Origin of the sequence: Pseudomonas sp. NY15435 (assembly GCF_048068295.1) — a bacterium.
In the GTDB taxonomy this organism is placed as follows: Bacteria; Pseudomonadota; Gammaproteobacteria; order Pseudomonadales; family Pseudomonadaceae; genus Pseudomonas.
In genome coordinates this window covers 210,386-235,576 of record NZ_JBLUQA010000001.1, presented here as the reverse complement: position 1 = coordinate 235,576, position 25,191 = coordinate 210,386, and the positions used below count along the sequence as shown (strand labels likewise).

The window sequence follows — 25,191 nt, the reverse complement described above, 5'->3', positions numbered from 1 at the left end:
GGATGCCTTGTGCATCCGTTGCCAAGGAAACCACGCAAAGGAGGGGATGGTATGTGGAAGAGTGTCGCGGCGCTGAGCCTGGTGCTTTGGCTGGCCGCGTGCGGCGAGCCGGTGCCGCAGGAGCATCGCTCATACGTTGGCTTGTGGACTTCGCCGGAGATGAGCCTGCTGGTCACGGCCGACGGCCGCGTTGCCTACAAGCGAGTGTCCGGCAGCACCTCGAAATCCATCGAGGCGCCGATCAAGCGCTACGAAGCCGACGGTTTCACCGTTGGGTTCGGCCCGTTCGACACGCACTTCAAGGTCTCCAAGCCGCCCTACCAGGACGGCAACCAATGGAAGATGGTGGTCGACGGCGTTGAGCTGGTGCGCAGCGGCACCGTCGATGTGGGCAAGTCGATCTGAGGGCGATGCCCGCAACAACCGCCACGCGGTCGAGCCGGGAAGGCCGACCGATTCAACCGACATGAGGATAGTCACGTATGTTCAGCCGATGGGTGTTCCTGTCCGCTCTTGCGCTTGCCGTACCGTCATTTGCCTGGGCCGAGGGCGCATCGTCCGACTTCAGCGATGAGCCGCCCAAGGCCGAGCAGGGCGACGAGCGCGGCGAGGAGTTGTTTGCCGAGTTCACCCGGCTTCACCAGGCCGCCGAGACCGGCGAGCCGCAGGCGCTGTTCGAGTTCGGCGCCTACTTCTACCAGCAGCAGAACTACGCTGGTGCGCGCAAATGGTGGGGCAAGGCTGCCGAAGCGGGCTTGGCCCGTGCGCAGATCCAACTGGCCATGCTCTATCGCGAAGGCGACGGCGGCCCCAAGGACAAGGCCGAAGCAGCGCGCTGGTTCCGCAAGGCCGCGGAGCAGGGCGACGCCGGTGCCCAGAACGAGATGGGTGTCCTCTACTGGAGCGGCGAAGGCGTCGACAAGGACCGAGTCAAGGCCGGCACCTGGTTCGAGCGCGCGGCCGAGGCCGGTAGCGAAGACGCAGAGATGAACCTTGGGGCGTTCTACCTTGATGACCCCCAGGTAGCATTCGACGCCGCTTCCGAGGAAGAGGCCGCGCTGCAGGATCGTTATGCGGCCAGCCGCGAAAAGGCCTTCCAGTGGTTCTGCAAGGCCGCGACCCGAGGCGATGCCAGTGCCCAGTTCAAGGTGGGTGAGGCCTACTGGAATGGCTCCGGTGCAGGCATGAACAAGCTGCAGGCGGGGCTCTGGCTGGAAAAGGCCGCACAGCAGCAGGATGCGGACGCAATCGCCTGGCTGAAGACCGAGGAGGAAACGGCCTGGTATACGCGTCTGGAAAACTGGACGTATGCGGCGCTGAATGGAGAGCTTTCCGGGGTGGCGGACTGTTCCGGCGCTGCTGATCGCCGGCACGCCCACCGAGGTGTTGAAGAGGTGTCACCGGAGCCGGAGGCGGTAGAGGCCAGCGCCGTGGATGCAGCGCAGGCGGCGGAACCGGTGAGCCAATAAGGCTCGCTACCAGCCGAACTCGTCGGCCAGGTCCTCTGCGCGGTGGGCGTCGTCCAGCAGCTTTGCCAGCTCGTCGATCAGTTTGCGGCGGTAGATCGGGTTGACGCTGTAATCCTCCGCGAAGATGTCCTCGCCCGCGCTGCGCCAGACGCGGGCGAAGGTGGTGAGGCAGGCGGTCATCTGCCACAGATCATCGAACACCGGCGCGGGGTCCCAGGGGCCCCCATGCTGGTCGAAGAGGATTCGCCCGGTGGAGCACTCCAGGATGAAGGGATCGGCGCCCTGGTCCGCCACCACGATCCAGTCATCGCTCCAACCCGCCAGCCGCTCGCCGGTCTGGCCGTGCCAGCGATAGCCGGCCTGCTGTTTCCAGACTCGCGCGAGTGAGGGGATGAAGAACGGGTTACCGGCCGTCTCCAGTGTGCAGTCGCACGGGCCGATTTCGCGATAGAAGCGCGCCAGCTCGGCCGGCAGGGCAATGTCGCCGGCCCAATCGCTGGCGGGCTGTTCGAAACAGCGTTCGTCCAGCGCCAGCAGTTGTTCGCGGAGGGCGTCCGGCATTCGTCAGCCTTCCCGTTGCCACAGCGCGTAATGCACCGTGCCCGCCTTCTTCTCCCGGTGCAGTCGCCAGTTGCCCGGCAGGCCGAGGCTGGAGGGCACCGCTTCGCTTTCGGTGTAGACCCAGGCGTCCTGGGTCAGCCAGCCGCGCTCTTCCAGCAGGCGGCAGGTGTTCTGCAGCAGGTCCTGGTGGAACGGCGGGTCGAGGAAGACCAGGTCGAAGGCCTGGGAGGCCGGGGCATCGAGGTAGCGCAGCGAGTCGGTCATCAACAGCTGGCCGTTGCCGCACTTGAGCGTATCGAGAGTGGCGCGCAGGGCGGCCACGGCTTCGCCGTTGGTGTCCAGCGCGAGCGCCGAACTGGCGCCGCGGGACAGGGCTTCGAGGAACAGCGCGCCGCTGCCGGCGAACGGGTCGAGTACGCGGGCGCCGGGGACGTAAGCCGCCAGCCAGTTGAACAGGGTCTCGCGCACCCGGTCAGGTGTCGGGCGCAGGCCCGGGCCGTCGGGGAAGGCGAAGCGCCGGCTGCGCCACTCGCCGCCGATGATGCGCAGCTGGCCCTGGCCGCCGTGGGGCTTGGATGCGGCGCGCGGGGCGCCGCCGGGTCGTTTGCTCATCAGTGCTCCGGTACGCCGGCAGGTTGCGCGGCGGGCTTGTCGGTGGGCGGCGGCAGCGGTTGCTGCGGCACGGTGGGGCCGGCGGTGACGATGACGAAGGCGTCCGGGTCGAGGTGACGGCGCATGGCCTCCTTCACCTGTTCCACGCTCAGGCCCTGGACCTGGCTGAGGAAGGTCTCCAGGTAATCCAGTGGCAGGTTGTAGAAGCCGATGGCGCCCAACTGGCCAACAATATCGGCGTTGCTCGCGGTGGACAGCGGGAAGCTGCCGGCCAGCTCGCGCTTGGCGTCATCCAGTTCCTTCTGCGTCGGACCCTTGTCGAGGTAGTCACGAACAATGTCCTGCACCAGCTTGAGGGTGCCTTCGCTCATCTCGGCGCGGGTCTGCAGGCCGATGGTGAAGGGCCCGCGCGACTGCATGCCGGTGAAGCCGGAGTAGACGCCGTAGGTCAGGCCGCGCTTCTCGCGCACCTGGTCCATCAGGCGGGTGCCGAAGCCGCCGCCGCCGAGGATCTGGTTGCCCAGGTAGAGCGCGGCGTAGTCCGGGTCGCTACGGGTGATGCCCAGTTGCGCCAGCATCAGTTGGGTCTGCTTGGACGGGAACTCGATATGGGTGACGCCAGCCTTGGGCATCTGCGGCTCGCTCGGCGCCGGCAGGGCGGGGCCCTTGGGCAGCGACTTGGATACGCTGCCGGCGATGGCTTCGGCCTGCTCGCGGGTCAGGTCGCCGACCAGCGCGATGACCACGTTACCGGCGGCGTAGGCCTTCTGGTGGAAGGCGCGCAGCTGGGCGACGCTGATCTTCGGTACCGACTTTTCGTTGCCGTCGCTGGAGTGGGCGTAAGGGTGGTCGCCATAGAGCCGCTTGAACAGTTCCAGGCCCGCCAGCTTGCCGGGGTTCTGCTTCTGGTACTCGAAGCCGGCCATGACCTGGTTCTTGATGCGCGCCAGGGCGTCCTCGGGGAAGGTCGGCTGGCCGATTACCTGGTCGAACAGCGCCAGCGCCGCGTCGCGCTTGGTCGGCTCGCTCAGGCTGCGCAGGCCGGCTACGGCCATGTCGCGGTAGGAACCGTTGCTGAAGTTGGCGCCCAGATCGTCGAAGCCGGCGGCGATGGCGCTGGTGTCCTTGCCGGGCACGCCTTCGTTGAGCATGGCGTTGGTCAGCATGGCCAGGCCGTAGCTGTCGCCGTCCTGGCTGCTGCCGGCGGCGAAGGTCAGGCGCAGGTCGAACATCGGCAGCTCATGGGCTTCGACGAAGAGCACGCGGGCGCCTTCGGCGGTCTGCCATTGCTGGATGTTCAGCTTGCGGTGGCTGGGCGCCTTGCCGGCAGCTTCGGCCAGCGATTGCAGGCCGGTGGGCGCGGCATTCTCGGCGGCTGCCGGCTGAGCGGGTGTGGGCGCCGAAGCGGCCGCTTCGGGCGCGGCGACGGGGCGGGAAACGAACAGCACCAGTCCGGCGATCAGCGCGATGACGATCAGCCCGACCAGGCCGTAGCGCAGGCCATTGCGTTCACTCATGGCGCGGCTCCTTGTCGGTGGCGACTTCCGGCAGGACCTGGGCAAGGGTCAGGCGGGAGCGGGTGAAGTAGGTGCGGGCGGCTTTCTGGATGTCGTCGGCGGTGACGGCCTGGATGGCTTCCAGGTCCTTGTCCGCCAGGCGCCAGCCGAGGCCGACGCTTTCCAGCTCGCCGATGGTGCTGGCCTGCCCGGCAATGGAGTCGCGCTCGTAGACCAGTCCGGCGATAACCTGGGCGCGCACGCGCTCCAGCTCTTCCTTGCTCGGCGGATTCTGCTTGAGGTCTTCCAGCTGCTTCCACAGGGCGGCCTCGACCTGGTCCAGGGTCTTGCCGGTCTGCACGTTGGGCGTGGCCGAGAGGAAGAACAGGCCGTCGCCGCGGGAGAAGGCGTCGTAGGAGGCCGAGGCGCCGGCGACGATTTCCTCGCCGCGCTCCAGGCGGGCGGCCAGGCGCGCGCTGTAGCCGCCGTCGAGGATCGCCGAGATCAGGCGCAGGGCGTTGATCTGTTTCGAGTCGTCGCTGCTGCCCAGGGTTGGCACGTTGAAGCCCATGATCAGGCTGGGCAGCTGAGTGCGCACGTGCAGTTTGAGCCGACGTTCGCCCGGCTCGGCCAGCTCCAGCGGCTTGCGCGCGGCAGGCAGGTCACGCTTGGGGATCTCGCCGAAATACTTCTCGGCCAGTGCCTTCACCTCGTCGCCTGTAACGTCGCCGACCACCACCAGGGTGGCGTTGTTCGGCGCGTACCAGGCCTGGTACCAGTGGCGCAGGTCGTCGATGGTCATGCGCTGCAGGTCGGCCATCCAGCCGATGGTCGGCGTGCGGTAGCCGCTGGCGGGGTAAGCGGCAGCCTTGAAGCGCTCGAAGGCCAGCGCGCTGGGCTTGTCCTCGGTGCGCAGGCGGCGTTCTTCCTTGATTACCTCGATCTCGCTCTTGAACTGATCGGCCGGCAGGGCGAGGTGCGCCATGCGGTCGGCTTCCAGCTCCAGCGCTACCGGCAGGCGATCGCGGGCCAGCACCTGGTAATAGGCGGTGTAGTCGTCGGTGGTGAAGGCGTTCTCTTCGGCGCCCAGGTCGCGCAGCACCAGCGACGCCTGGCCGGGGCCGAGCTTGCGGCTGCCCTTGAACATCATGTGCTCCAGGGCGTGGGACAGGCCGGTGAGGCCGGGCGTCTCGTAGCTGGAGCCGACCTTGTACCAGAGCTGGGAGACCACCACGGGGGCGCGGTGGTCCTCGCGGACGACGACTTTCAGGCCGTTGCCCAGGGTGTATTCGTGGGTGGGCTGTGGTTCCGCGGCGCTCGCCATCAGCGGCAGCAACAGGGAACCGAGCAGCAGGCCGGCGTGGCGGCGTGCAAGGGTTTTCATCGTGGACTGAACCTTTCGGGCTGTCCGCGGGGTCTATGCAGGCTGGCGGCCAGCCTCTTAACCCCGGCGGGCGAGGAGATGCTAGGATACCCATCCGTTTTCCGGGCGGCCACGTTCAGGGCTTCTCAAAGCTGTATCGAGGCTTTTTGCTGCCTCTATTTCGTGGCGTCCCTTAGAGATTCGATCCCTACATGTTTGGTTCCAACGACGACAAGAAGGCCCCGCCAGCCGGGGAGAAGAAGGGTCTGTTCGGCTGGTGGCGCAAGAAGCCCCAGGCCGAGGAACAACCCGCCGCCGAAGCCGAGCAGCCGGTAGAACAACCGGTCGCCGAGCAGCCCGTTGCCGCCCCCGAACAGGCTCCCGCCGCCCAGGCCGAGCCGGTCGCCCCGCGCGCCGAGCTGGCACCGGAGCCGACGCCCGAACCGACGCCCGAGCCGATAGTCGACGTAGTACCGGCCAGCGTGCCGGTCGAGCCGCTGGCGCAACCTGAGCCGCAGCCCACTGCCCAGCCAGTTGTCCCCGTCGAGCAGGTGCCTGTCGCCGCGCCTGCTCAGCCCGAAGCCGTTGCCGAAGCGCCCGTCGTAGTCGCCCAGCCGGAACCCGAGCCCGCCCCGCAACCTGAACCCGAACTGCAGGCCAAGCCTGCCGCCGCCGAGCCCTCCAAACTGGGCTTCTTCGCCCGCCTCAAGCAGGGGCTGTCGAAGACCAGCGCCAGCCTCGGCGAAGGCATGGCCAGTCTGTTCCTGGGCAAGAAGGCCATCGACGACGACCTGCTCGACGAGATCGAGACCCGCCTGCTGACCGCCGACGTCGGCGTCGAGGCCACCACCACCATCGTGCAGAACCTGACCAAACGCGTGGCGCGCAAGGAACTGGCCGACAGCGAAGCGCTGTACAAGGCTCTGCAGGAAGAGCTGGCCAGCCTGCTGCGCCCCGTCGAGCAGCCGCTGACCATTACCGGCGAAAAGCAGCCCTACGTGATCCTCGTGGTCGGCGTGAACGGCGTCGGCAAGACCACCACCATCGGCAAGCTGGCGAAGAAGCTGCAGCTGGATGGCAAGAAAGTCATGCTGGCCGCCGGCGACACCTTCCGCGCCGCCGCCGTCGAACAGCTGCAGGTATGGGGCGAGCGTAACAACATTGCCGTGATCGCCCAGCACACCGGCGCGGACTCCGCCTCGGTGATCTTCGACGCCGTGCAGGCCGCCAAGGCCCGTGGCGTGGATGTGCTGATCGCCGATACCGCCGGTCGCCTGCACACCAAGGACAACCTGATGGAAGAGCTGAAGAAGGTGCGCCGCGTGATCGGCAAGCTGGACGAGACGGCTCCCCACGAAGTCCTGCTGGTGCTCGATGCCGGCACCGGGCAGAACGCCATCAACCAGGCCAAGCAGTTCAACAACGCCGTGGAACTCACCGGCCTGGCCCTGACCAAACTGGACGGCACCGCCAAGGGCGGGGTGATCTTCGCCCTGGCCAAGCAGTTCGGCCTGCCGATCCGCTACATCGGTGTCGGCGAAGGAATCGACGATCTTCGAACCTTCGAGGCCGACGCTTTCGTCCGTGCACTCTTCGAGACCCGGGAAATCGCATGATCCGTTTCGAGCAGGTTGGCAAACGCTATCCCAACGGCCATGTCGGCCTGCACGAGATTTCGTTCCGCGTGCCGCGCGGCGAGATCATGTTCGTCACCGGCCACTCCGGCGCGGGCAAGAGCACCCTGCTGCGCCTGATCCTGGCGATGGAGCGGCCCACTTCCGGCAAGCTGCTGCTGGGCGGGCAGGATGTCTCGCGCATCTCCACCGCGCAGATTCCCTTCCTCCGTCGGCAGATCGGCGTGGTGTTCCAGAACCACCAGTTGCTCGACGATCGCAGCGTGTTCGAGAACGTTGCCCTGCCGATGCAGATCCTCGGCCTGCCCAAGGCGGACATCGCCTACCGCGTCGAAGCGGCGCTGGACCGGGTGAACCTGAAGGAGAAGGCCGAGGACCGTCCGTCCGACCTCTCCACCGGCCAGCAACAGCGTGTCGGCATCGCCCGCGCGGTGGTGCACCGTCCGGCCCTGCTGCTCGCCGACGAACCCACCGGTAACCTCGACCCGCGCCTCGCCTCGGAAATCATGTCCGTGTTCGAAGACATCAACCGCCTGGGCACCACCGTGCTGATTGCCAGCCACGACCTGGCGCTGATCGCGCGCATGCGCCACCGGATGATCACCCTGCAGCGCGGCCGCATCATCGCCGACCGTGAGGAGAACGCCTGATGAGCGCCAATGACCTGCCCCGCGGCGACGAAGAAGGCACCCCGACGCGCAACACGCGTGAGCGCCCGGACGACAACGAACACCAGGATCACAGCGCCTCCCTCTCGGCCTACGCGGAAAACCACCGCGCCAGCCTGATGGACAGCCTGCATCGCCTGGTCAGCCACCCCTTCGGCAGCTTCTTCACCTGCCTGGTGATGGGTATCACCCTGAGCCTGCCCATGGGCCTGTCGCTGCTGCTGAACAATGTCGAGCGCCTCGGTGGCTCCTGGCAGCGCGCCGCGCAGATCTCCCTGTTCCTCGACCTCAAGGCCAGCGAGGCTCAGGGCCAGGACCTGCGCGAGCAGATCGAGAAAATGCCCGATGTGATCGAGGCGCAGCTGATCAGCCGCGACGATGCGCTGAAGGAGTTGCAGGAGCAGTCCGGCCTCGGCGAGGCGTTGAAGGAGCTGCCTGACAACCCGCTGCCGGCGGTGATCTCGGTGACGCCCAAGCAGATCGACAAGGCCCAGCTGGATGCCTTGCGTCAAAGGTTGTCGGAGCTGCCCGGTGTACAACAGGCGCAGCTGGATCTGGTCTGGGTCGAGCGGCTGTCGGCGATCCTCAAGCTGGGCGACCGCTTCGTCTTCGGCCTGACCATCCTGCTGGTGCTGACGCTCTTGCTGGTGATCGGCAACACCATCCGCCTGCACATCGAAAACCGCCGTAACGAAATCGAAGTCATCAAGCTGGTCGGCGGGACGGACGGCTATGTGCGCCGCCCCTTCCTCTATATGGGCGCGCTCTACGGCCTGGGCGCGGGCATCCTGTCCTGGGCCCTGCTGGCCTTCGGCCTGGACTGGCTGAACAGCTCCGTGGTCAACCTGGCCGGGCTGTACGGCAGTGATTTCGGCCTGGCGGGCGTACCGGTCGACGACGGCCTGTCGCTTACCGTGGGCGCTGTGCTGCTGGGCTGGATCGGCGCCTGGCTGGCCGTGGCGCGCCACCTGCGTGAGTTGGCGCCGCGCTGAAACCCCCTGATTTTGCTGGGGTTAAGTGGGTGTAAAGGAACTTTTACACCCGCTTGCAGTCAGATTTCGCAGTGCTACACTGCGCGAGTTTCGTGAATCGGAGGATTCGCATGACCACTTCTCTGCAACCTGTTTATGCCCTGGCTCCCGGTGCGAACCTGGAAGCCTATGTGCACTCGGTGAACAGCATTCCGCTGCTGACGCCGGAGCAGGAGCGCGAACTGGCCGAACGCCTCTTCTACCAGCAAGATCTGGAAGCGGCACGGCAAATGGTTCTGGCGCACCTGCGCTTTGTTGTGCACATCGCCCGGAGTTATTCCGGGTACGGCCTGGCCCAGGCCGATCTGATCCAGGAAGGCAACGTCGGCCTGATGAAGGCTGTGAAGCGCTTCAACCCGGAAATGGGTGTGCGCCTGGTGTCGTTCGCCGTGCACTGGATCAAGGCGGAAATCCACGAGTTCATCCTGCGCAACTGGCGGATCGTGAAAGTCGCGACCACCAAGGCGCAGCGCAAGCTGTTCTTCAATCTGCGCAGCCAGAAGAAGAAACTGGCCTGGTTGAGCAACGACGAAGTGCACCGCGTTGCGGAAACCCTCGGTGTCGAGGCCCGCGAAGTCCGCGAGATGGAAAGCCGTCTTACCGGACAGGACATGGCCTTCGACCCGGCGGCGGATGCCGACGATGAGAGCGCCTACCAGTCCCCGGCGCATTATCTGGAAGACCATCGCTACGACCCGGCGCGCCAGCTGGAGGAAGCGGACTGGAGCGACAGCTCCACCGCCAGCCTGCACGAGGCGCTGGAAGGCCTGGACGAGCGCAGCCGCGACATCCTCTACCAGCGTTGGCTGGCCGAGGAGAAGGCGACGCTGCACGACCTGGCGGCCAAGTACAACGTGTCCGCCGAGCGGATTCGTCAGCTGGAAAAGAACGCGATGAACAAGCTCAAGGGTCGCATCGAAGCCTGATCGGCTTCGACGCGCCCTGCGAGTCGCGAACCGCACCCTGGTGCGGTTTTTTTCTGTCCGTTTGTCTGTGTCTGGAGAGCCCCATGCCGCGCCTGCGTCCCGTCCACGGGATGTTCTTCCTGGTCATCGCCCTGTTGGCTTTCGGCCTGGGTACCTGGGTTGCCCGTACTTCGGCGCCGCCCAAACCGCCGCAGTGGTTCAACGACTGGAAGGAAAAGGTCTTCGAGCCGCTGGCCGACGACAAGCTGACTCTGAATGATCTGCAGGGCCAGCAGGCGGGCGAGCTCTGGCTGACTGCCAGCCAGGATGGTCCGCAGTTGCATTATCGCGGCAGGCTGGTGACGGACGAGGGGCCATGGCACGTCGAGGCTGAGCTGGCGCTGAGTGACGCCGAGCATGCCAGCCTGGCCAAGGCCACCGGCATGCAGCCGACCAGCAAGGACCAGCCGCTGAGCGCCGAGCTGATGGGCCAGTTGGGCAACAAGCCGGTTTCCGAGTTGGCGCTGGCGCCGCAGGAAGACCTGGCGGTCGGGCCCCTGGCGGTGAGCCTGGGCGACCCGCGCCTGCGTCTGCAGGTGGATGGCGGCGAGGCCTGGGTCTATCCGGAGAAGGGCATGACCCTGCTGCACCGCGACGGCACCCTGCAGTGGGTGCGCGTGGTGCCGCGCAATACGTTCAAGGCTGGCGAGGCGCCCTAGCGCTTGTTCGTATTCTATTGGTCAGGGGCGGAGCAAAACTCCCCTCTCCCTGAAGGGAGAGGGGACTGCCCGGCACCAGCTCCAGGTCCTGAGCACTCCTGAAGCAACAGGGGTGAACGAAAAGAAGGCACCGCGCAGAGCTGCTCCCTCTCCCTTGAGGGAGAGGGCTGGGGAGAGGGAACGCCCAGCGCCGATGTTTCCACGCCAAAGTCCTTACAGCCGCTGCAGGTACTCGCTACCCAACTGCCACATCTGCTGGCGAATCCACGAGGCGCGCTGGCGCACGTAGGGGCCGGGTTTGCCGGCGCTCCACTTGCGCGGGTTGGGCAGCACGGCGGCCAGCAGGCTGGCCTGTTGCTGCGACAGGCGCTTGGCGTCGACGCCGAAGTGATGCTGCGCAGCGGCCTGGGCGCCAAATACGCCGGCATCCCATTCGACGCTGTTGAGGTAAACCTCAAGAATCCGCTGCTTGGACCAGAAGGTCTCGATCAGTAGGGTGAACCAGGCCTCGAAGCCTTTGCGTACCCAACTGCGGCCGGTCCAGAGGAAAACGTTCTTCGCCACTTGCTGGCTGATCGTGCTGCCGCCGCGCACCTTGCCGCCCTGTTCGTTGTGCGCCAGGGCCTTCTGGATGGCGGGAAGATCGAAGCCGTGGTGTTCGGCGAACTTCTGGTCCTCGCCGGCGATCACCGCGAGCTTGAGGCTGTCCGGCAGTTCGTCCCAGGAGCGCCAGCTGCGCTGCAGGTCGATGGGTTTGCCGTTGAACCAGGATTCGACCTTGCGCTCGACCATCACCATGGTTCCGGGCGGCGGCACCCAGCGCAGGAGGATGACCAGCGCCACGCTGACGGCGACGAACCAGAGCGCAATCTTGAGCAGGCGGCGGAGCAGCTTGGGCATTCGAGGCTTTGCCTGGGCGGATGAGCGGGCCATTATAGCGGCACTCACCTGCCTGGAGCTGTCCCATGCTGCGTACTTTCCTGATGCTCGCCGCGTTCTTCGGTTTCACCGGGGTCGCCCTGGGCGCCTTCGCCGCCCACGGCCTGAAGAGCAAGCTCACGCCCGAGTACCTGGCGGTGTTCCAGACCGGCGTGCACTACCAGATGCTGCACGCGCTGGCGCTGTTCGGCGTGGCGCTGCTTACCGCGCACATCGGCGGCACCCTCATCAGCCTCGCCGGCTGGGCTTTCACCGTCGGCATTCTGCTGTTCTCCGGGAGCCTTTACCTGTTGACCCTGGCGGGCTTGAGCGTGGGCATCATCACACCGATCGGCGGCCTGTTCTTCCTCATCGGCTGGGCGCTGCTGCTGGTCGCGGCCTTCCAGCTGGGTTGACCCGAGCGTCAGAAAAGCCCGAGTGCGACGCCCGGATACCTTGGTCATCCGCCGTGATCGGGCTAGAATGCCGACCCCTCCAGCAACGACCGTCCCGCCCATGCGTATTCAGTTGAATGGCGAACCTTTCGAGCTGCCCGACGGCCACAGCGTCGCCAACCTGCTCGAGCGTCTCGACCTCACCGGCAAGCGTGTCGCGGTCGAGCTCAACCAGGACATCGTGCCGCGCAGCCAGCACGCCGCCACCGCCCTGAGCGAAGGCGACCAGGTAGAAGTGGTGCATGCCATCGGTGGCGGCTAGTCCCCGCTACCCCAGACTTTCAGGCCCCGCCCGCCTTCCTTTTCGTCAGGAGTGATCCGATGAGCCAAGCATCTTCCAACCTGCCGGTCGACAAGCCCTTTACCCTGGCTGGTCGTACCTACAATTCGCGCCTGCTGGTCGGCACCGGCAAGTACAAGGATCTCGAAGAGACCCGCGTCGCCATCGAGGCCTCGGGCGCCGAGATCGTCACTGTCGCCGTGCGCCGTACCAACATCGGCCAGAACCCGGGCGAGCCCAACCTGCTGGACGTGATTCCGCCGGATCGCTACACCATCCTGCCGAACACCGCCGGCTGCTACGACGCCGTCGAAGCCGTGCGCACCTGCCGCCTGGCCCGTGAGCTGCTGGATGGCCACAACCTGGTCAAGCTGGAAGTCCTGGCTGACCAGAAGACCCTCTTCCCCAACGTCGTGGAAACCCTCAAGGCCGCCGAAGTGCTGGTCAAGGACGGCTTCGACGTCATGGTGTACACCAGCGACGACCCGATCATCGCGCGCCAGCTGGCCGAGATCGGCTGCATCGCTGTGATGCCGCTGGCCGGCCTGATCGGTTCGGGCCTGGGCATCTGCAACCCGTACAACCTGCGCATCATCCTCGAAGAAGCGACCGTTCCGGTGCTGGTGGATGCCGGCGTGGGCACTGCCTCCGACGCCACCATCGCCATGGAGCTGGGCTGTGAGGCCGTGTTGATGAACACTGCCATCGCTCACGCGCAGAACCCGGTGATGATGGCCGAAGCCATGAAGCACGCCATCGTCGCTGGCCGCCTGGCCTACCTGGCTGGCCGCATGCCGCGCAAGCTGTATGCGAGCGCGTCGTCGCCGATGACGGGTCTGATCAACTAACGACCTGCTGCGCGTCGGCGGAACGTCGTTGAAAAGTGGTTCGGGATGCTCATTTACTGCGTGTAAACTCCGCTCCCGCCCCACTTTTCGCCTAGTTCCGCTCTAGCTCGCGAGATCGTTGGCAGGCATTTAATAGACACCGACACGCGGGCCGGTTTGCCATGGACAGTCGCAGCCGGCCCGCGTGTGCATTTACCCGCAAGGTCCGAGTCATGAGTGACATTCCCGAGAATCAGCCCGAGAACCAGCCCGACGCCGAAAACCGGCCGATGCGCGCCATCAAGAGCTTCGTGATGCGTGCCGGTCGTATGACTGAAGGCCAGCAGCGCGGCCTTGATCAGGGCTGGCCGAAGTTCGGCCTGGAACTGGCCGACGGCGCGCGGGACTTCGACCAGGTATTCGGGCGCCAGGCGCCGCGCACCTTCGAGATCGGCTTTGGCATGGGGCACGCGACCCTGGAGATGGCCGCGGCCGCGCCGGAGCAGGACTTCATTGGTGTGGAAGTGCACCGTCCGGGTGTTGGCGCACTGCTCAACGGCATGCTGACCCAGGACCTGACCAATATCCGCGTTTACAGCTGCGATGCCATCGAGGTACTGCGCGACTGCGTGGCCGATGCCAGCCTCGACCGCCTGCTGCTGTTCTTCCCGGACCCGTGGCACAAGTCGCGCCACCACAAGCGTCGCATCGTACAGCCAGCCTGGGCCGAGCTGGTGCGGCAGAAGCTGAAGGTCGGTGGCGTGCTGCACATGGCCACCGACTGGGAGCAATACGCCGAGCACATGCTGGAAGTGATGAATGCCGCACCCGGCTACCGCAACCTTTCGGCCGATAATACCTACGTGCCGCGCCCGGACGAGCGCCCGGTCACCAAGTTCGAACGTCGCGGGGAGCGACTCGGCCATGGTGTCTGGGACCTGAAGTTCGAGCGGGTCGACTGAAGGTACGGAAAAGGCCTGCACAGCAGGCCTTTTTCACGCACGAACACCCTACAGACCGGGACCACCCGGCAGGCCCCAGGGCCACCCCTCACCTCCTGAATAAAAAGCGGCATCCGCCGCGGACGAAAATAAGAGTGATGGACAGGAGTCCGTCGCAAAGGAGTCTGCTGTGTTGAAGAAACTTGCTGTACTGCTGATGGCGGGGGCGTGGGCCCTGCCGGCGCAGGCGAAGGTCGATGCCGCCGAGGCCGCTCGACTGGGCCGCGACCTGACGCCGATGGGGGCGGAAATGGCTGGCAACGCCAGTGGCACCATCCCTGCGTGGACGGGCGGTATCACCGTCGCCCCGGCGGGCTACCAGCCTGGCATGCACCATCCCGATCCGTACGCCGCCGATGCCGTGCAGTACAAGATCGACAGCAAGAACCTGGCGCAGTACCAGGCGCTGCTCACGCCCGGCACCCAGGCATTGTTGCAGGAAAACCCGGACTACTACCTGCGCGTCTTCCCCAGCCGCCGCAGCGCCTCGCTGCCGCAGCGCATTTATGACGCTACTCGCTTCAACGCCGAGAACGCCGAGCTGATCGCTGATGGTAACGGCGTCCAGGGTGCCGCCGCCGGCGTGCCGTTCCCGATGCCCAAGACCGGTCTGGAAGCCATCTGGAACCACATCATGCGTTACCGTGGCGAGCAGATTCACATGGTGACCAACCAGGCCGCCGTGCTCGCCAGCGGCAGCTACAACCTGCTCAAGCTCGACCGCTACGTGTACTTCAACTACGGCCGCGAGGGCATGACCCCGCAGGACCTGAACAACACGCTGTTCTACTACAAGTACAACATCGTCGCCCCGGCCAAGCTCGCCGGCTCCGCGCTGGTGGTGCAGGAGACCATCGACCAGGTGCTGTCGATCCGCAAGGCCTGGCGCTTCAACAGCGGCGAGCGCCGCGTGCGCCGCCTGCCGAGCCTGGCCTACGACACCCTGCAGCCGGACACCAACGGCCTGGCCACCGCCGATACCGTGGACGTCTACAACGGCGCGCCGGACCACTACGAGTGGCAACTGCTGGGCAAGCGCGAAATGCTCGTGCCGTACAACAGCTACGCGGTGCACCAGAAGGGCATTCCCTACGCCGACATCCTGCGCACCAAGACCCTCAACCCCGAACTGCTGCGCTACGAGCCGCACCGCGTCTGGGTGGTCGAGGCGACACTGCGCAAGGGCATGGGACATCCGTTCGCCAAGCGCCGTTTCTACCTGGATGAAGACAGCTGGCAAATCCTCGCCTCGGACATCTACAACACCGACGGCAAGCTGATCCGCGCTCAGGAAGTACATCCGATCAACTATTACGACGTACCCATGGTGCTCAGCACCCTGGAAGCGCTGTACGACTTCGAGGGCAAGCGCTACTTCGTCGACGGCCTGGACAACAACGAGCCGATGTACGACTTCAAGGTCCCGCTGGGGCCGCGCGACTTCACCCCGCAGGCGTTGCGCCGCGAGGGCAATTGAGTCCAGCAGAGGCCGCCGCGAGGCGGCCTTTGTCTATCTGCGCAAATCGACCTGTAGGAGCGAGCTTGCTCGCGAACCCGCACAGTGCTGGAGCTGCCGGCAAATCCGTTCGCGAGCAAGTTCGCTCCTACACAAAGCCTCCTTCCCGGGGTTGACCCGGTCCAGGCGCGCGTTACTCGATCAACTCGGCGCCCAGCACAGTGGTCTCCGGCATGCGCATCGGCGCCGGGCTGAGCTGCAGGTACTTGATGCTGGTGCGTGGGATGATCAGCAGGTCGCCGTCCACCTCGATGCTGATCACCGGTGATTCCATCTGCTTGCGGATGCCGCGGGCCACTTCGGCGGGGTCGTCGCTCTGTTGCGGAAAGCGCAGCGCCAGGCGCTGGCCATCGGAGAAGTGCAGGTAAAGATGCTTGATCGGCTTCATGTGTCCTCCGGCGGTGGTGGCCAACCGCCGGAGGTCCGCAGGTCAGCTGCGGTCGGCGATCATGCCAATCACGAAGAACACTAGCAGCAGCACGGGCGCCAGGGTGTAGTTGTTGAAGTAGCCCAGGCCCTTGGCCAGCCACGGCGTCACGAAGACCATCGCCAGGCCGTAGCCCACGGCGCAGATCAGCACGAACAGCAAGGTGCGGAAGACGAAGTTCAGGCTGCCGATGCGCTGCTGCACCCAGGCGTTGATCGCCGGGCCGAACAGCACCAGCACGGTAGCCATGATCGCCAGGGCGATGTCGGACAAGTGGCCGCGGCACCAGCGGGAGACGTTGGCAATCAGGTCGAGCGCGAAGTCCATTGGGGCTCCTTGGGATTCAGAGTCGCCGGGGAGTGTACACGGCGAGCGACGCTGGCGTCGCTCGGGCGGTTCTCAGGGCAGGAAGCGCTGCAGCAGGTCGTTGAGGAACAACTGGCCGCGTTCGGTGGGGGCAAGCCGTTGCGGATCGTCCAGCAGCAGGCCGTCCTTGCGCGCCTGTCGGCAGGCTTCCTCGATGGCGGTCAGCGGCAGGCCGGTGCGCTCGGCGAAGGTGGTCGCGGGCACACCCTCGGTCAGGCGCAGAGCGTTCATCATGAACTCGAAGGGCAGGTCGCCGGGCTCCAGGTCGCGCTCGCCGGCCTGGAAGGGCTTCTCCGGATTCAGGTAGTCCTTTGGCAGGCGGGTCTTCCAGGTGCGCAGGATGCGCCCTTCCGGGGTGCTCAGCTTGGCGTGGGCGCCGGCGCCGATACCGAGGAAATCGCCGAAGGTCCAGTAGTTCAGGTTGTGCCGCGCGCGCTTGCCGTTCCGGGCATAGGCCGAGGTTTCATACTGGACGTAGTCCGCCTGGGCGAGCAGCGCCTGTCCGGCCTCCTGGATTTCCCACAGCTGGTCGTCCTCGGGCAGTTCCGGCGGCTGGCTCCAGAACACCGTGTTCGGTTCCATGGTCAGCTGGTACCAGGACAGGTGCGTCGGCGCCAGGTCGATGGCCTGCTGCAGGTCGCTCAGTGCGTCGGCGACGCTCTGTTCCGGCAGGCCGTGCATCAGGTCCAGGTTGAAGTTGTCGAAGCCGGCGCGGCGGGCCATCTCGGCCGCACGCACAGCTTCGTCGCCATCGTGGATGCGGCCCAGCGCCTTGAGCTTCTCGGCCTGGAAACTCTGGATGCCGATGGACAGCCGGTTGATCCCCAGCTTGCGGTAGTCGGCGAACTTGGCCTGCTCGAAGGTGCCGGGGTTGGCTTCCAGGGTGATCTCGATATCGCTTTCGAAACCGACCTGCCTTTCCAGCCCTTCGAGGATGCGGCCCAGCGCCTTGGCGGAGAACAGGCTGGGCGTGCCGCCGCCGAAGAAGATCGAGGTCAGCTTGCGGCCATGGACGTAGCCGCGATCAGCCGTGAGGTCCGCCAGCAGCGCCTCGACGTAGGCATCCTCGGGCAGTTCCGGGCCGGCGGCGTGGGAGTTGAAGTCGCAATAGGGGCATTTGCGTACGCACCAGGGGATGTGCACATACGCGGACAGCGGTGGCAGGCGAAAGCCGGAAACCACCGGCCCGGCGTCGAGCCCGTGGCTTCCTGCCTGGCTCATAGACCCAGCCGCTGCTTCAGCAGGGCCATCGCGCGGGCGCGGTGGCTGATCTGGTTCTTGCGTTCGGGCGGCAGTTCGGCGCTGGAGCACTCGGCTTCCGGCACCCAGAACAGGGGGTCGTAACCAAAGCCGTGTTCGCCGCGGGCTTCGCGCAGGATGCTGCCGTGCCAGAGGCCTTCGCAGAGAATCGGTAGCGGGTCATCGGCATGGCGGACGAGTGCCAGCACGCTGACGAACTGGGCGCCGCGCTGCTCGTCCTGCACGTCTTTCAGGGCGTCCAGCAGCTTGGCGTTGTTCGCCGCGTCACCCTTGCCGTCGGCGTAGCGCGCGGAATAGATGCCCGGTGCGCCGCCGAGGAAGTCCACTGCCAGGCCGGAGTCGTCGGCCAGTGCCGGCAGGCCGGAGATGCGCGCGGCGTTGCGGGCCTTGAGGATGGCGTTCTCGACGAAGGACAGGCCGGTCTCTTCCGGCTCCACGTCACTGAACTCGCCGATGGAGCGCACCTTCACGTGGGCTCCGAGCATGGCCTGGAGTTCCTTGAGCTTGCCGGCGTTGTGACTGGCCAGCACCAGTTGTTCGAGCTTGATCATTCGTCTGGGAAGATTTCCTGCATGAAGTCGAAGCTTTGCGGGGCTTCGCTTCCGGACTGAACCTGGATGGAGAAGGTCAGGGTTTCGCGGCCTTCGATGGGGAACTGCGCCAGGTTGTAGACGGCGCCTTCCTCGACCACGCGCTTGAAGGTCAGGGGAATGGTCTGGCCCATCAGGTTCTTGGCGGAGCCGGCGACGGTGGCGTTGGCCGGTTTGCCGCTGGCATCCAGCGGCACGATGTTGACCACGCCCTGGGCCTTGCTCCGCACCACGCCTACCGCTTGCGCGACATTGGGCTGGAGGAAGCTGGAGTTGAACACGCTGTAGTGCACCTGCAGGTCACCCAGGCGCTTCACCTGTTCGGCGAAGGCGGGGACGGCGAGGACCAGGCAGGCGAAGAAGGTAAGCAGGCGGCGCATGATGTTTCTCCCGGGCTCTATCGGATAGCCGCGATCAGACGGCGATGCGGTGGTCTTGCACGCCAGCGCCGCTGATTCGGTAGATGCCGATCTCACCCAACAGATTAGGCCAGATTCGCGAGGCCCAGCCATGCTGGTGCTCGTGGTCCACCGCCAGGCGGTCCAGCACCTTCGCGTGCTGCTCGTGGCAGAGCGCCTCGAAGTCGCGGAAGGTGCAGAAGTGGATGTTCGGCGTGTTGTACCAAGTGTACGGAAGGAAGTCCGACACCGGCATGCGGCCATTGCGCGCGAGGTACCAGCGGCAGCGCCAGTGACCGAAGTTGGGGAAGGTGATGATGCAGGTCCTGCCCACGCGGAGCATTTCCGCCAGCACCTTGTCCGGGTAGCGCAGGGCCTGCAGCGACTGGGTCATCACCACCACGTCGAAGCTGTTGCTGGCAAAGTTGCCCAGCCCCTTGTCGAGGTCCTGTTCGATAACGTTGACGCCACGTTCGATGCACTTGGCGATCTTTTCGGGGTCGATCTCCAGGCCGTAGCCGCCCACCTGCTTGTGGTCGCGCAGCCAGGCGAGCAGCTCGCCGTCGCCGCAGCCCAGGTCGAGCACGCGGCTGCCGGCGGGGATCCAGTCTTGGATGATTTCCAGGTCGGCGCGCATGGGTGTCCTTTTATACGCTGATGCGGTGCATGTAACCGCTGAAGGCTTGCAGGTAGCGCGGAATCGGCATCAGGAAGGCGTCGTGGCCTTGCGGGGCGTCGATTTCCAGGTAGCTGACGTTCTTCTTTGCCGCCAGCAGCGCGTCGACGATCTCCCGCGAACGCGCCGGGGAGAAGCGCCAGTCGGTGGTGAAGGACATCAGGCAGAAGTCCGCTTTCACCCCGGCGAGGGTACGCGCCAGGTCGTCACCGTGGGCGGCGGCCGGGTCGAAGTAGTCCAGCGCCTTGGTCATCAGCAGGTAGGTGTTGGCGTCGAAGCGAGTGGAGAACTCCTCGCCCTGGTAGCGCAGGTAGCTTTCCACCTGGAACTCGACGCTGTGCAGGTCGTAGTTGAGCTTCTCCGACTTCATGTCGCGGCCGAACTTGGCGCCCATGGCGTCATCGGAGAGATAGGTGATGTGCCCGACCATCCGCGCCAGGCGCAGGCCGCGCTTGGGAATCACGTCGTGTTCCTGGAAGTGGCCGCCGAAGAACTCCGGGTCGGAGAGGATCGCCTGGCGCGCGACTTCGTTGAAGGCGATGTTCTGCGCCGACAGCTTGGGGGCGCTGGCGATGCACAGGCAATGGCGCACGCGCTCGGGATAGCTGATGGTCCATTGCAGCGCCTGCATGCCGCCCAGGCTGCCACCGACGATGGCCGCCCAGCTCTGGATGCCGAGGCGATCGGCCAGGCGTGCCTGGCTGTTGACCCAGTCATCCACGGTGACGACCGGGAAATCCGCGCCGTAGGTCTTGCCGGTGGCGGGGTTGAGGCTGGTCGGCCCGGTGGAGCCGTTGCAGCCACCCAGGTTGTTCAGCGCGACGACGAAGAACTTGCGGGTGTCGATGGGCTTGCCCGGACCGATGCAGCTGTCCCACCAGCCCGGCTTGCGCTCATCGACGCTGTGGTAGCCGGCGGCGTGGTGGTGGCCGGAGAGGGCGTGGCAGATCAGCACGGCATTGCTCGCCGTGGCGTTCAGTTCGCCGTAGGTCTCGATCACCAGCTGGTATTCGGGCAGGGTCTTGCCGCAGGCCAGGGGCAGCGGTTCGTTGAACTGCAGCGTCTGGGGGGTGACCAGACCGACGGAATCTTCGGGGAAGACTGTTGGCATCGACCCAGCTCATGAATAAAAAAGGACGGCCAGTCTAAAGAGCGCCGCCCCCTGCGGCAAGCGCGCTCGGAAGGGGCGGGGCGGGCGTGGCGCGGGTTTCAGGCGCGCTGGGAGGTGGGCAGGGTGACGACCTTGGCCTGGCGCTGCAGCGGTGCCGGGCGGCGCAGCTGGCGGAGGATGTCGGTGGCTTCGGCGAGCTGCTGTTCCAGTTCCTCTGTATAGCGTCCCAGCAGCAGCGAGCGCTGGCGCGCCTGCTGGGTTTCCTGGGCCAGGGCCTTGAGGCGCAGCATGTGGGTTTCCAGCATCTGCTTGTGTTCCAGGCTGTACTGCATCAGCGGCATCAGGGCGTCGGCGGCCCACTGTTCGGCCTCTTCGCGCAGGCGCTGGTGCAGGCCGATGACTTCCTGGGCGACGGTGGCGAAGAAGCGCCGGGTCAGCAGGCGCTGCTCGGTGAGCAGGGTCTTGAGGTGCAGGCGGAAGCGGTCGGCCTTTTCCTGCAGCTTGGCGAGGTCGCGCAGGTAGCGCTGGACGCGGAACTGCGGGGCGTCCAGGGCGTTGAGCGGGTTTTCCTCGTTATGCCGCAGGTAGATGGCTGCCACCATGCGGTTGGCGGTCTCCGCTTCGTGGCCGAGGGCAACCAGGTCGCCCTCTACGGTGCGGAAGAACTGCAGGATGGCCTGGTGAATGCCGACGGTGGTCCAACTGCCGCGCAGTTTGTCGTGGACCTTCTTCAGGTGCTGTTCCAGACGTTCGGCGCGCACCGCCTCGCGCAGCTGCTCGCCCTGGTGGCGCAGCAGGCGCTGGTTGGTCTTCAGGCTGAGCAAGCGCTTGTGGTGCAGGTTGTGGTCGTCCTTGGTTCGCGCGGTCAGTTCGAACAGCAGTTGGCCGCTGTCCTGCTGTTGATCGTTGAGCAGCGCCTGCTGCTCCTTCACCTTGTCCAGGCGCACGCGCAGACTATGCTGGCTGTTATTCACCAGCGCCAGCACCTGGCCGACCACGGCCGTCTCCAGCAGGCGCTCCTTCTGCGCGACGATGCGCTCGCAGAGCAGCTCTTCGAGGGATTCCATCTGGCTGCGCGCAAGCAATTCGCGGTCGCCGCGAACCTTGGCCAGCAACGCTTGCTTGGCCGACAGCGGCAGCACGTCCTCGCGGGCAATGCCCAGCTGGCGCGCGGTGGTGTCCTGGATATGGCGGATGGCGTTCTGCACGAAGGCTTCACCGGCCAGGTCGTCCCAGAGCACGTCGATCTTGTTCAGCACCGCATAAAGGGAGGTGTGGCCGTCTTCGCCGAGCTGGCGCACGTGATCCTGCCAGATCGCCATGTCGGAGGCGGTGACTCCGGTATCGGCAGCCAGCAGGAAGAGGATCGACTGCGCACTGGGCAGCATCGACAGAGTCAGTTCCGGCTCGCTGCCCAGGGCGTTCAGGCCGGGCGTGTCGAGGATGCGCAGGCCCTGGCGCAGCAGCGGGTGGTCGAAGTTGACCAGCGCGTGGCGCCAGGCAGGCACCAGCACGATGCCGGGCTTGTCGGTGGCTTCGAGCATGTCCGGGTGGAAGCCCAGCTGGATCGCCTGTTCCACCGGTAGTGGCTTGGTCTTGGCAACCTGGGCGAAGGCTTCGGCCATGTTTGCCGGGTCGGAGGTGTCCAGCGGGATGTTTACCCAGTGCCGCGGGATGCGCTTGAACTGCGCAACGCTGGCGTCGGCGGCGCGGGTCTCGATGGGCAGCAGGCGGATGTACGGCCGCTCCGAACGCGGGTCGAAGAACAGCTCGGTGGGGCACATGGTGGTGCGCCCGGCCTGGGACGGCAGCATGCGGCGGCCGTAGCCGGAGAAGAACAGGCTGTTGATCAGCTCGGTCTTGCCGCGCGAATACTCGCCAACGAAGGCCAGGGTGATGTGGTCGACGCGCAGCAGGCGCAGGGTGCGTTCGAGGCGTTGCTCGATTTCCGGAGTGTTCAGCCGGGCGCGTTCCAGCCAGCTGCGATAGCGGGTGATCTCACGGACCAACTCGCGCTTCCAGGTGACGTACGCATCGATCTGCTGACTGAGACGTTCCATGCTCATCCGGGCGTTCCTTGGGCTGGCGCGTCCTGCGCGGGGAATGGATGGCGTGGATTATGCGACGGAGTGTAGGAATAGCAATTGGCCTACAGCACATTCCTACACGTAAGGTCGGCCAAGGTTACCGAGCGGCTATCCCGAGCTCTGCCGGAATTTTCGTCGGACGGGGAATGCGCACGCGCTTCTGGCGATTGAGTTCGCCGCTTTCCAGCTTCACCGCGCTTTTCGGTACGCCGAAGGCCTTGCCGAGGAAGGCCAGCAGGTGGGCGTTGGCCTTGCCTTCGACCGGTGGCGCGGTGAGGCGGATTTTCAGGCGCTCACCGTGCAGCCCGGCGAACTCGTCGCGGCTCGCCTTGGGCTGCAGGTGGCAGTCGAGGATCAGATCCTCGCCGTCCCAGTGGTAGAACGGCATGACTGCTTACATGAAGGGCGAAAGGATTTGTGGCATCCCGGTCATGGCTGCCAGGTTGCCGATCACCAGCATGTCGATCAGCTTCAGCGCGATGAAGGCGAAGATCGGCGAGATATCCAGCCCGCCCAGGTTCGGCAGCAGCTTGCGGAAGGGCGCCAGGAACGGCTCGCAGATCTGGTTCACCAGCTGGGCGCCGGGGTTGTAGCTGCCCGGGGCGACCCAGGAGAGGATCACGCTGATGATCAGGGCGAAGAAGAAGATCTTCAGGAACAGCGAGGTCACCGCGATGATCGACCACACCAGCAGTTGCAGAATGTAGCCGCCGACGCCGTAGCCCATCAGGGTCAAGGTGATGACCATCAGCAGCAGCTGGACCAGGATGGCCAGTACCAGCGAGGCGAAGTCGATGCCGCCGAAGCCGGGGATGACACGGCGCAGCGGGTTCAGCAGCGGCTTGGTGGCACGCACGATGAACTGGCTGAGCGGGTTGTAGAAGTCGGCGCGGACCAGTTGCAGGATGAAGCGCAGCAGCACGATCAGCAGGTACAGGCTGCCAAGTGTCTGGATCACATAGATGGCGGCTGTGGAAAGTCCGGTCATTGGGCGGTCCTTGGTAAGCGTTGGGCGCCGGCGCACAGGGCCGGGCGAATCGGGCGGTCGGTCAACGACGGCGCTGTAACGCCATACTGTAGGGAATTCATCGTCGCCGGTCGCGTGTAAGTGTGTTTCGTCACGTGCAAATTCAACCCCGGCAGGCCGTCAGCGTGGGGCCGGTGTGCCGGGGCCGCGACCAGGTTGCGCGGCAGGGCGAAGGCGAGGGGCAGTGCGACCTTCCCTGGTCGCCGGGCGGTGTGCGTCATCGCAATCAGCGGCCCAGTTGTTCGGCCAGCTCGGCGGAGCGGTGGTCGGCGGCGCCTACTGCTTTCTCCACAAGTGCCTCGAAGCCGTTGGCCTGGAAGGTGGTGATGGCCGCTTCGGTGGTGCCCTTGGGCGAGGTCACGCGGCGGCGCAGTTCGGCCGGGTCGACATCGCTGGTGGTGGCCATCTGCGCGGCGCCCAGGGCGGTCTGGCGGGCCAGTTGGCCGGCGACTTCGCGGGACAGGCCGAGCTTCTCGCCAGCGGCGGTCATGGCTTCCATCAGCAGGAAGAAGTAGGCCGGGCCGCTGCCGGAGACAGCGGTGACCGCGTCGATCTGGCGCTCCTCGTCCAGCCACAGGGCAATGCCCACGGCGCTCAGCAGTTGCTGCGCCTGTTCGCGCTGGGCGGCGCTGACGCTGGCATTGGGGAAAAGGCCGCTGGCGCCCAGGCCGACCAGTGCCGGGGTATTGGGCATGCAGCGGACGATGGCGCGCGGCTGGCCGTTCACCGCGCCGAGCCAGCGCTCCAGGCTGGCGCAGGGGATGCCGGCGGCGATGGAGACGATCAGCGCGTTTTCGCTCAGCGCCGGCGCCAGCGCCAGGCAGACGTCCTTCATGACCTGCGGCTTGACCGCCAGGACCACCACGTCGGCGCCGGCCACGGCGCTGGCGTTGTCGCCGACCACTTCGATGCCGTGCTCGGCGGCGATCTTCGCGCGCTGCTCGGCGCCCGGGTCGCTGGCGCGGATGTTGCCGGCCTGCACGCCCTTGGCGCGCAGGCCGCCGATGAGACTGGCGGCCATGTTGCCGGCGCCGATGAAGGCAATGCGGGTGCTGCTCATGGAGTCTCTTCCTTTATTCATTCAGTGCGTCAGTGCGAGGCGCCGTAGTTGCGGGCGCCGAACAGGGCGGTACCGATCCGCACCCAGGTGGCGCCTTCGCCGATGGCGGCTTCGAGGTCGTGGCTCATGCCCATGGACAGGGTGTCCAGGCCGAGGTTCAGGGCTTGCATCAGCTCGCGCAGGCGGGCGAACGCGGCGTGCTGCGCGGCAACGTCCTCGGTGGGTTCGGGGATTGCCATCAGGCCACGCAGTTTCAGGTGGGGCAGTTGCGCAACGGCCTGGGCGAGGGCGGGCAGTTCGGCAGGGGAGCAGCCGGACTTGCTGTCCTCGCCGCTGACGTTCACCTGCAGCAGCACGTTCAGCGGCGGCAGGTGCGCCGGGCGCTGCTCGGAGAGGCGCTGGGCGACCTTCAGGCGGTCCACCGAGTGCACCCAGTCGAAGTGCTCGGCGATGGGCCGGGTCTTGTTCGACTGGATGGGGCCGATGAAATGCCAGGTCAGTGGCAGGTCGGCCAGCTCGGCCTGCTTGAGCAGCGCTTCCTGCAGGTAGTTCTCGCCAAAATCGGCCAGGCCGCAGGCGAACGCCTCGCGGATATCGGCGGCGGGTTTGGTCTTGCTCACGGCAAGCAACTGCACCGAGTCAGGCGTGCGATTTTTCGCTTGTTCCGCCTCACGGATTCGTACGCGAACCTTTGCAATATTCTCTGCTATCGTGGACATTACCGTCGCTTTTCC

Annotated in this window: 29 protein-coding genes; 12 read left to right on the top strand and 17 right to left on the bottom strand. The window is 65.9% G+C overall.

The annotated features are described in order from the left end of the window. The first annotated feature begins 51 nt into the window (after window positions 1–51). Window positions 52–405 (top strand): hypothetical protein, encoded by a 354-nt coding sequence (locus ACNFH5_RS01110; RefSeq protein WP_416743595.1) that lies wholly within the window; start codon window positions 52–54, stop codon window positions 403–405. A gap of 77 nt (window positions 406–482) precedes the next feature. After that, window positions 483–1,469 (top strand): tetratricopeptide repeat protein, encoded by a 987-nt coding sequence (locus ACNFH5_RS01105; RefSeq protein WP_416743594.1) that lies wholly within the window; start codon window positions 483–485, stop codon window positions 1,467–1,469. 6 nt (window positions 1,470–1,475) lie between these two features. Here the strand turns inward: ACNFH5_RS01105 and ACNFH5_RS01100 are convergent, their stop codons facing one another. From ACNFH5_RS01100 to ACNFH5_RS01085, 4 genes are read right to left on the bottom strand one after another with little or no spacing between them, the layout of a single operon-like run. After that, window positions 1,476–2,030 (bottom strand): hypothetical protein, encoded by a 555-nt coding sequence (locus ACNFH5_RS01100; protein WP_416743593.1) that lies wholly within the window; start codon window positions 2,028–2,030, stop codon window positions 1,476–1,478. A gap of 3 nt (window positions 2,031–2,033) precedes the next feature. Then, on the bottom strand, window positions 2,034–2,642 hold the full coding sequence (rsmD, locus tag ACNFH5_RS01095) for a 16S rRNA (guanine(966)-N(2))-methyltransferase RsmD (protein ID WP_416743592.1): 609 nt from the start codon (window positions 2,640–2,642) through the stop codon (window positions 2,034–2,036). Continuing rightward, a complete protein-coding gene (locus ACNFH5_RS01090; RefSeq protein WP_416743590.1) occupies window positions 2,642–4,159 on the bottom strand; it encodes a M16 family metallopeptidase in 1,518 nt (505 codons plus the stop codon). Before ACNFH5_RS01090 ends, rsmD begins: the two co-directional genes overlap by 1 nt. Then, a complete protein-coding gene (locus ACNFH5_RS01085) occupies window positions 4,152–5,522 on the bottom strand; it encodes a M16 family metallopeptidase (protein ID WP_416743589.1) in 1,371 nt (456 codons plus the stop codon). Before ACNFH5_RS01085 ends, ACNFH5_RS01090 begins: the two co-directional genes overlap by 8 nt. Window positions 5,523–5,713: 191 nt before the next feature. On the opposite strand from ACNFH5_RS01085, the gene ftsY reads away from it, so the two are divergent. The 5 genes from ftsY (at window position 5,714) to ACNFH5_RS01060 (ending at window position 10,458) form a co-directional block, all read left to right on the top strand. Next, on the top strand, window positions 5,714–7,117 hold the full coding sequence (gene ftsY / locus ACNFH5_RS01080) for a signal recognition particle-docking protein FtsY (RefSeq protein WP_416743587.1): 1,404 nt from the start codon (window positions 5,714–5,716) through the stop codon (window positions 7,115–7,117). Beyond that, window positions 7,114–7,785, top strand: a complete 672-nt coding sequence (gene ftsE / locus ACNFH5_RS01075; protein WP_017520095.1) for a cell division ATP-binding protein FtsE — start codon at window positions 7,114–7,116, stop codon at window positions 7,783–7,785. The genes ftsY and ftsE overlap by 4 nt, the downstream gene beginning before the upstream one ends. Further along, window positions 7,785–8,795 (top strand): permease-like cell division protein FtsX, encoded by a 1,011-nt coding sequence (ftsX, locus tag ACNFH5_RS01070; RefSeq protein WP_024766774.1) that lies wholly within the window; start codon window positions 7,785–7,787, stop codon window positions 8,793–8,795. Before ftsE ends, ftsX begins: the two co-directional genes overlap by 1 nt. Window positions 8,796–8,905: 110 nt before the next feature. Then, window positions 8,906–9,760, top strand: a complete 855-nt coding sequence (gene rpoH, locus ACNFH5_RS01065) for an RNA polymerase sigma factor RpoH (protein WP_024766773.1) — start codon at window positions 8,906–8,908, stop codon at window positions 9,758–9,760. An 83-nt stretch (window positions 9,761–9,843) separates the two neighbouring features. Further along, entirely contained in the window at window positions 9,844–10,458 is a 615-nt protein-coding gene (locus ACNFH5_RS01060) for a hypothetical protein (protein ID WP_416743585.1), read from the top strand. A 213-nt stretch (window positions 10,459–10,671) separates the two neighbouring features. Here ACNFH5_RS01060 and mtgA read toward each other — a convergent pair whose 3' ends face one another. Then, window positions 10,672–11,391, bottom strand: a complete 720-nt coding sequence (gene mtgA / locus ACNFH5_RS01055) for a monofunctional biosynthetic peptidoglycan transglycosylase (RefSeq protein WP_416743584.1) — start codon at window positions 11,389–11,391, stop codon at window positions 10,672–10,674. Between the two features lie 32 nt (window positions 11,392–11,423). Here mtgA and ACNFH5_RS01050 point away from each other — a divergent pair, with 32 nt between their 5' ends. The 5 genes from ACNFH5_RS01050 to ACNFH5_RS01030 all read left to right on the top strand — a co-directional run bounded on the left by ACNFH5_RS01050 (window position 11,424) and on the right by ACNFH5_RS01030 (window position 15,416). Next, entirely contained in the window at window positions 11,424–11,792 is a 369-nt protein-coding gene (locus ACNFH5_RS01050; RefSeq protein WP_416743582.1) for a DUF423 domain-containing protein, read from the top strand. A gap of 100 nt (window positions 11,793–11,892) precedes the next feature. Beyond that, the gene (gene thiS / locus ACNFH5_RS01045; protein WP_017520101.1) at window positions 11,893–12,093 is read left to right on the top strand and encodes a sulfur carrier protein ThiS; all 201 of its coding nucleotides are present in this window, start codon (window positions 11,893–11,895) and stop codon (window positions 12,091–12,093) included. Between the two features lie 59 nt (window positions 12,094–12,152). After that, window positions 12,153–12,959, top strand: coding sequence for a thiazole synthase (locus ACNFH5_RS01040; RefSeq protein ID WP_037013526.1), 807 nt, complete (start codon window positions 12,153–12,155; stop codon window positions 12,957–12,959). 269 nt (window positions 12,960–13,228) lie between these two features. After that, window positions 13,229–13,900, top strand: a complete 672-nt coding sequence (gene trmB, locus ACNFH5_RS01035) for a tRNA (guanosine(46)-N7)-methyltransferase TrmB (protein WP_416744368.1) — start codon at window positions 13,229–13,231, stop codon at window positions 13,898–13,900. Between the two features lie 169 nt (window positions 13,901–14,069). Then, window positions 14,070–15,416, top strand: coding sequence for a DUF1329 domain-containing protein (locus tag ACNFH5_RS01030; RefSeq protein WP_416743580.1), 1,347 nt, complete (start codon window positions 14,070–14,072; stop codon window positions 15,414–15,416). A 172-nt stretch (window positions 15,417–15,588) separates the two neighbouring features. Here the strand turns inward: ACNFH5_RS01030 and ACNFH5_RS01025 are convergent, their stop codons facing one another. From ACNFH5_RS01025 to ACNFH5_RS00970, 12 genes are all read right to left on the bottom strand, one after another. Further along, window positions 15,589–15,843 carry a hypothetical protein gene (locus tag ACNFH5_RS01025; RefSeq protein ID WP_416743578.1) on the bottom strand — a complete coding sequence of 85 codons (255 nt, stop codon included), beginning with the start codon at window positions 15,841–15,843 and terminating at the stop codon, window positions 15,589–15,591. Window positions 15,844–15,885: 42 nt separating this feature from the next. Then, window positions 15,886–16,209, bottom strand: a complete 324-nt coding sequence (locus tag ACNFH5_RS01020) for a DUF3392 domain-containing protein (protein WP_017520106.1) — start codon at window positions 16,207–16,209, stop codon at window positions 15,886–15,888. A 72-nt stretch (window positions 16,210–16,281) separates the two neighbouring features. Further along, entirely contained in the window at window positions 16,282–17,469 is a 1,188-nt protein-coding gene (gene hemW / locus ACNFH5_RS01015) for a radical SAM family heme chaperone HemW (protein ID WP_416743576.1), read from the bottom strand. Further along, the gene (rdgB, locus tag ACNFH5_RS01010) at window positions 17,466–18,059 is read right to left on the bottom strand and encodes an RdgB/HAM1 family non-canonical purine NTP pyrophosphatase (RefSeq protein ID WP_416743574.1); all 594 of its coding nucleotides are present in this window, start codon (window positions 18,057–18,059) and stop codon (window positions 17,466–17,468) included. The genes hemW and rdgB overlap by 4 nt, the downstream gene beginning before the upstream one ends. Beyond that, a complete protein-coding gene (locus ACNFH5_RS01005) occupies window positions 18,056–18,478 on the bottom strand; it encodes a DUF4426 domain-containing protein (protein WP_416743572.1) in 423 nt (140 codons plus the stop codon). The genes rdgB and ACNFH5_RS01005 overlap by 4 nt, the downstream gene beginning before the upstream one ends. A 34-nt stretch (window positions 18,479–18,512) precedes the next feature. Continuing rightward, window positions 18,513–19,133, bottom strand: a complete 621-nt coding sequence (metW, locus tag ACNFH5_RS01000) for a methionine biosynthesis protein MetW (RefSeq protein ID WP_416743570.1) — start codon at window positions 19,131–19,133, stop codon at window positions 18,513–18,515. A gap of 10 nt (window positions 19,134–19,143) precedes the next feature. Beyond that, window positions 19,144–20,283 (bottom strand): homoserine O-succinyltransferase MetX, encoded by a 1,140-nt coding sequence (metX, locus tag ACNFH5_RS00995; protein ID WP_416743568.1) that lies wholly within the window; start codon window positions 20,281–20,283, stop codon window positions 19,144–19,146. Window positions 20,284–20,381: 98 nt separating this feature from the next. After that, a complete protein-coding gene (locus ACNFH5_RS00990) occupies window positions 20,382–22,349 on the bottom strand; it encodes a dynamin family protein (RefSeq protein ID WP_416743566.1) in 1,968 nt (655 codons plus the stop codon). 118 nt (window positions 22,350–22,467) lie between these two features. Next, window positions 22,468–22,758, bottom strand: coding sequence for a DUF167 domain-containing protein (locus ACNFH5_RS00985; protein WP_416743564.1), 291 nt, complete (start codon window positions 22,756–22,758; stop codon window positions 22,468–22,470). A 6-nt stretch (window positions 22,759–22,764) separates the two neighbouring features. Next, the gene (locus ACNFH5_RS00980; RefSeq protein ID WP_416743562.1) at window positions 22,765–23,358 is read right to left on the bottom strand and encodes a YggT family protein; all 594 of its coding nucleotides are present in this window, start codon (window positions 23,356–23,358) and stop codon (window positions 22,765–22,767) included. Window positions 23,359–23,623: 265 nt separating this feature from the next. Further along, on the bottom strand, window positions 23,624–24,457 hold the full coding sequence (proC, locus tag ACNFH5_RS00975) for a pyrroline-5-carboxylate reductase (RefSeq protein WP_416743560.1): 834 nt from the start codon (window positions 24,455–24,457) through the stop codon (window positions 23,624–23,626). Window positions 24,458–24,486: 29 nt separating this feature from the next. Further along, window positions 24,487–25,176, bottom strand: a complete 690-nt coding sequence (locus ACNFH5_RS00970; protein WP_416743558.1) for a YggS family pyridoxal phosphate-dependent enzyme — start codon at window positions 25,174–25,176, stop codon at window positions 24,487–24,489. Window positions 25,177–25,191: the final 15 nt, after the last annotated feature.

Coding starts and splice junctions, on each gene's coding strand:
- ACNFH5_RS01110 (WP_416743595.1), top strand. CDS start 52: ATGTGGAAGAGTGTCGCGGCGCTGAGCCTGGTGCTTTGGCTGGCCGCG.
- ACNFH5_RS01105 (WP_416743594.1), top strand. CDS start 483: ATGTTCAGCCGATGGGTGTTCCTGTCCGCTCTTGCGCTTGCCGTACCG.
- ACNFH5_RS01100 (WP_416743593.1), bottom strand. CDS start 2,030: ATGCCGGACGCCCTCCGCGAACAACTGCTGGCGCTGGACGAACGCTGT.
- rsmD (WP_416743592.1), bottom strand. CDS start 2,642: ATGAGCAAACGACCCGGCGGCGCCCCGCGCGCCGCATCCAAGCCCCAC.
- ACNFH5_RS01090 (WP_416743590.1), bottom strand. CDS start 4,159: ATGAGTGAACGCAATGGCCTGCGCTACGGCCTGGTCGGGCTGATCGTC.
- ACNFH5_RS01085 (WP_416743589.1), bottom strand. CDS start 5,522: ATGAAAACCCTTGCACGCCGCCACGCCGGCCTGCTGCTCGGTTCCCTG.
- ftsY (WP_416743587.1), top strand. CDS start 5,714: ATGTTTGGTTCCAACGACGACAAGAAGGCCCCGCCAGCCGGGGAGAAG.
- ftsE (WP_017520095.1), top strand. CDS start 7,114: ATGATCCGTTTCGAGCAGGTTGGCAAACGCTATCCCAACGGCCATGTC.
- ftsX (WP_024766774.1), top strand. CDS start 7,785: ATGAGCGCCAATGACCTGCCCCGCGGCGACGAAGAAGGCACCCCGACG.
- rpoH (WP_024766773.1), top strand. CDS start 8,906: ATGACCACTTCTCTGCAACCTGTTTATGCCCTGGCTCCCGGTGCGAAC.
- ACNFH5_RS01060 (WP_416743585.1), top strand. CDS start 9,844: ATGCCGCGCCTGCGTCCCGTCCACGGGATGTTCTTCCTGGTCATCGCC.
- mtgA (WP_416743584.1), bottom strand. CDS start 11,391: ATGGCCCGCTCATCCGCCCAGGCAAAGCCTCGAATGCCCAAGCTGCTC.
- ACNFH5_RS01050 (WP_416743582.1), top strand. CDS start 11,424: ATGCTGCGTACTTTCCTGATGCTCGCCGCGTTCTTCGGTTTCACCGGG.
- thiS (WP_017520101.1), top strand. CDS start 11,893: ATGCGTATTCAGTTGAATGGCGAACCTTTCGAGCTGCCCGACGGCCAC.
- ACNFH5_RS01040 (WP_037013526.1), top strand. CDS start 12,153: ATGAGCCAAGCATCTTCCAACCTGCCGGTCGACAAGCCCTTTACCCTG.
- trmB (WP_416744368.1), top strand. CDS start 13,229: ATGCGCGCCATCAAGAGCTTCGTGATGCGTGCCGGTCGTATGACTGAA.
- ACNFH5_RS01025 (WP_416743578.1), bottom strand. CDS start 15,843: ATGAAGCCGATCAAGCATCTTTACCTGCACTTCTCCGATGGCCAGCGC.
- ACNFH5_RS01020 (WP_017520106.1), bottom strand. CDS start 16,209: ATGGACTTCGCGCTCGACCTGATTGCCAACGTCTCCCGCTGGTGCCGC.
- hemW (WP_416743576.1), bottom strand. CDS start 17,469: ATGAGCCAGGCAGGAAGCCACGGGCTCGACGCCGGGCCGGTGGTTTCC.
- rdgB (WP_416743574.1), bottom strand. CDS start 18,059: ATGATCAAGCTCGAACAACTGGTGCTGGCCAGTCACAACGCCGGCAAG.
- ACNFH5_RS01005 (WP_416743572.1), bottom strand. CDS start 18,478: ATGCGCCGCCTGCTTACCTTCTTCGCCTGCCTGGTCCTCGCCGTCCCC.
- metW (WP_416743570.1), bottom strand. CDS start 19,133: ATGCGCGCCGACCTGGAAATCATCCAAGACTGGATCCCCGCCGGCAGC.
- metX (WP_416743568.1), bottom strand. CDS start 20,283: ATGCCAACAGTCTTCCCCGAAGATTCCGTCGGTCTGGTCACCCCCCAG.
- ACNFH5_RS00990 (WP_416743566.1), bottom strand. CDS start 22,349: ATGAGCATGGAACGTCTCAGTCAGCAGATCGATGCGTACGTCACCTGG.
- ACNFH5_RS00985 (WP_416743564.1), bottom strand. CDS start 22,758: ATGCCGTTCTACCACTGGGACGGCGAGGATCTGATCCTCGACTGCCAC.
- ACNFH5_RS00980 (WP_416743562.1), bottom strand. CDS start 23,358: ATGACCGGACTTTCCACAGCCGCCATCTATGTGATCCAGACACTTGGC.
- proC (WP_416743560.1), bottom strand. CDS start 24,457: ATGAGCAGCACCCGCATTGCCTTCATCGGCGCCGGCAACATGGCCGCC.
- ACNFH5_RS00970 (WP_416743558.1), bottom strand. CDS start 25,176: ATGTCCACGATAGCAGAGAATATTGCAAAGGTTCGCGTACGAATCCGT.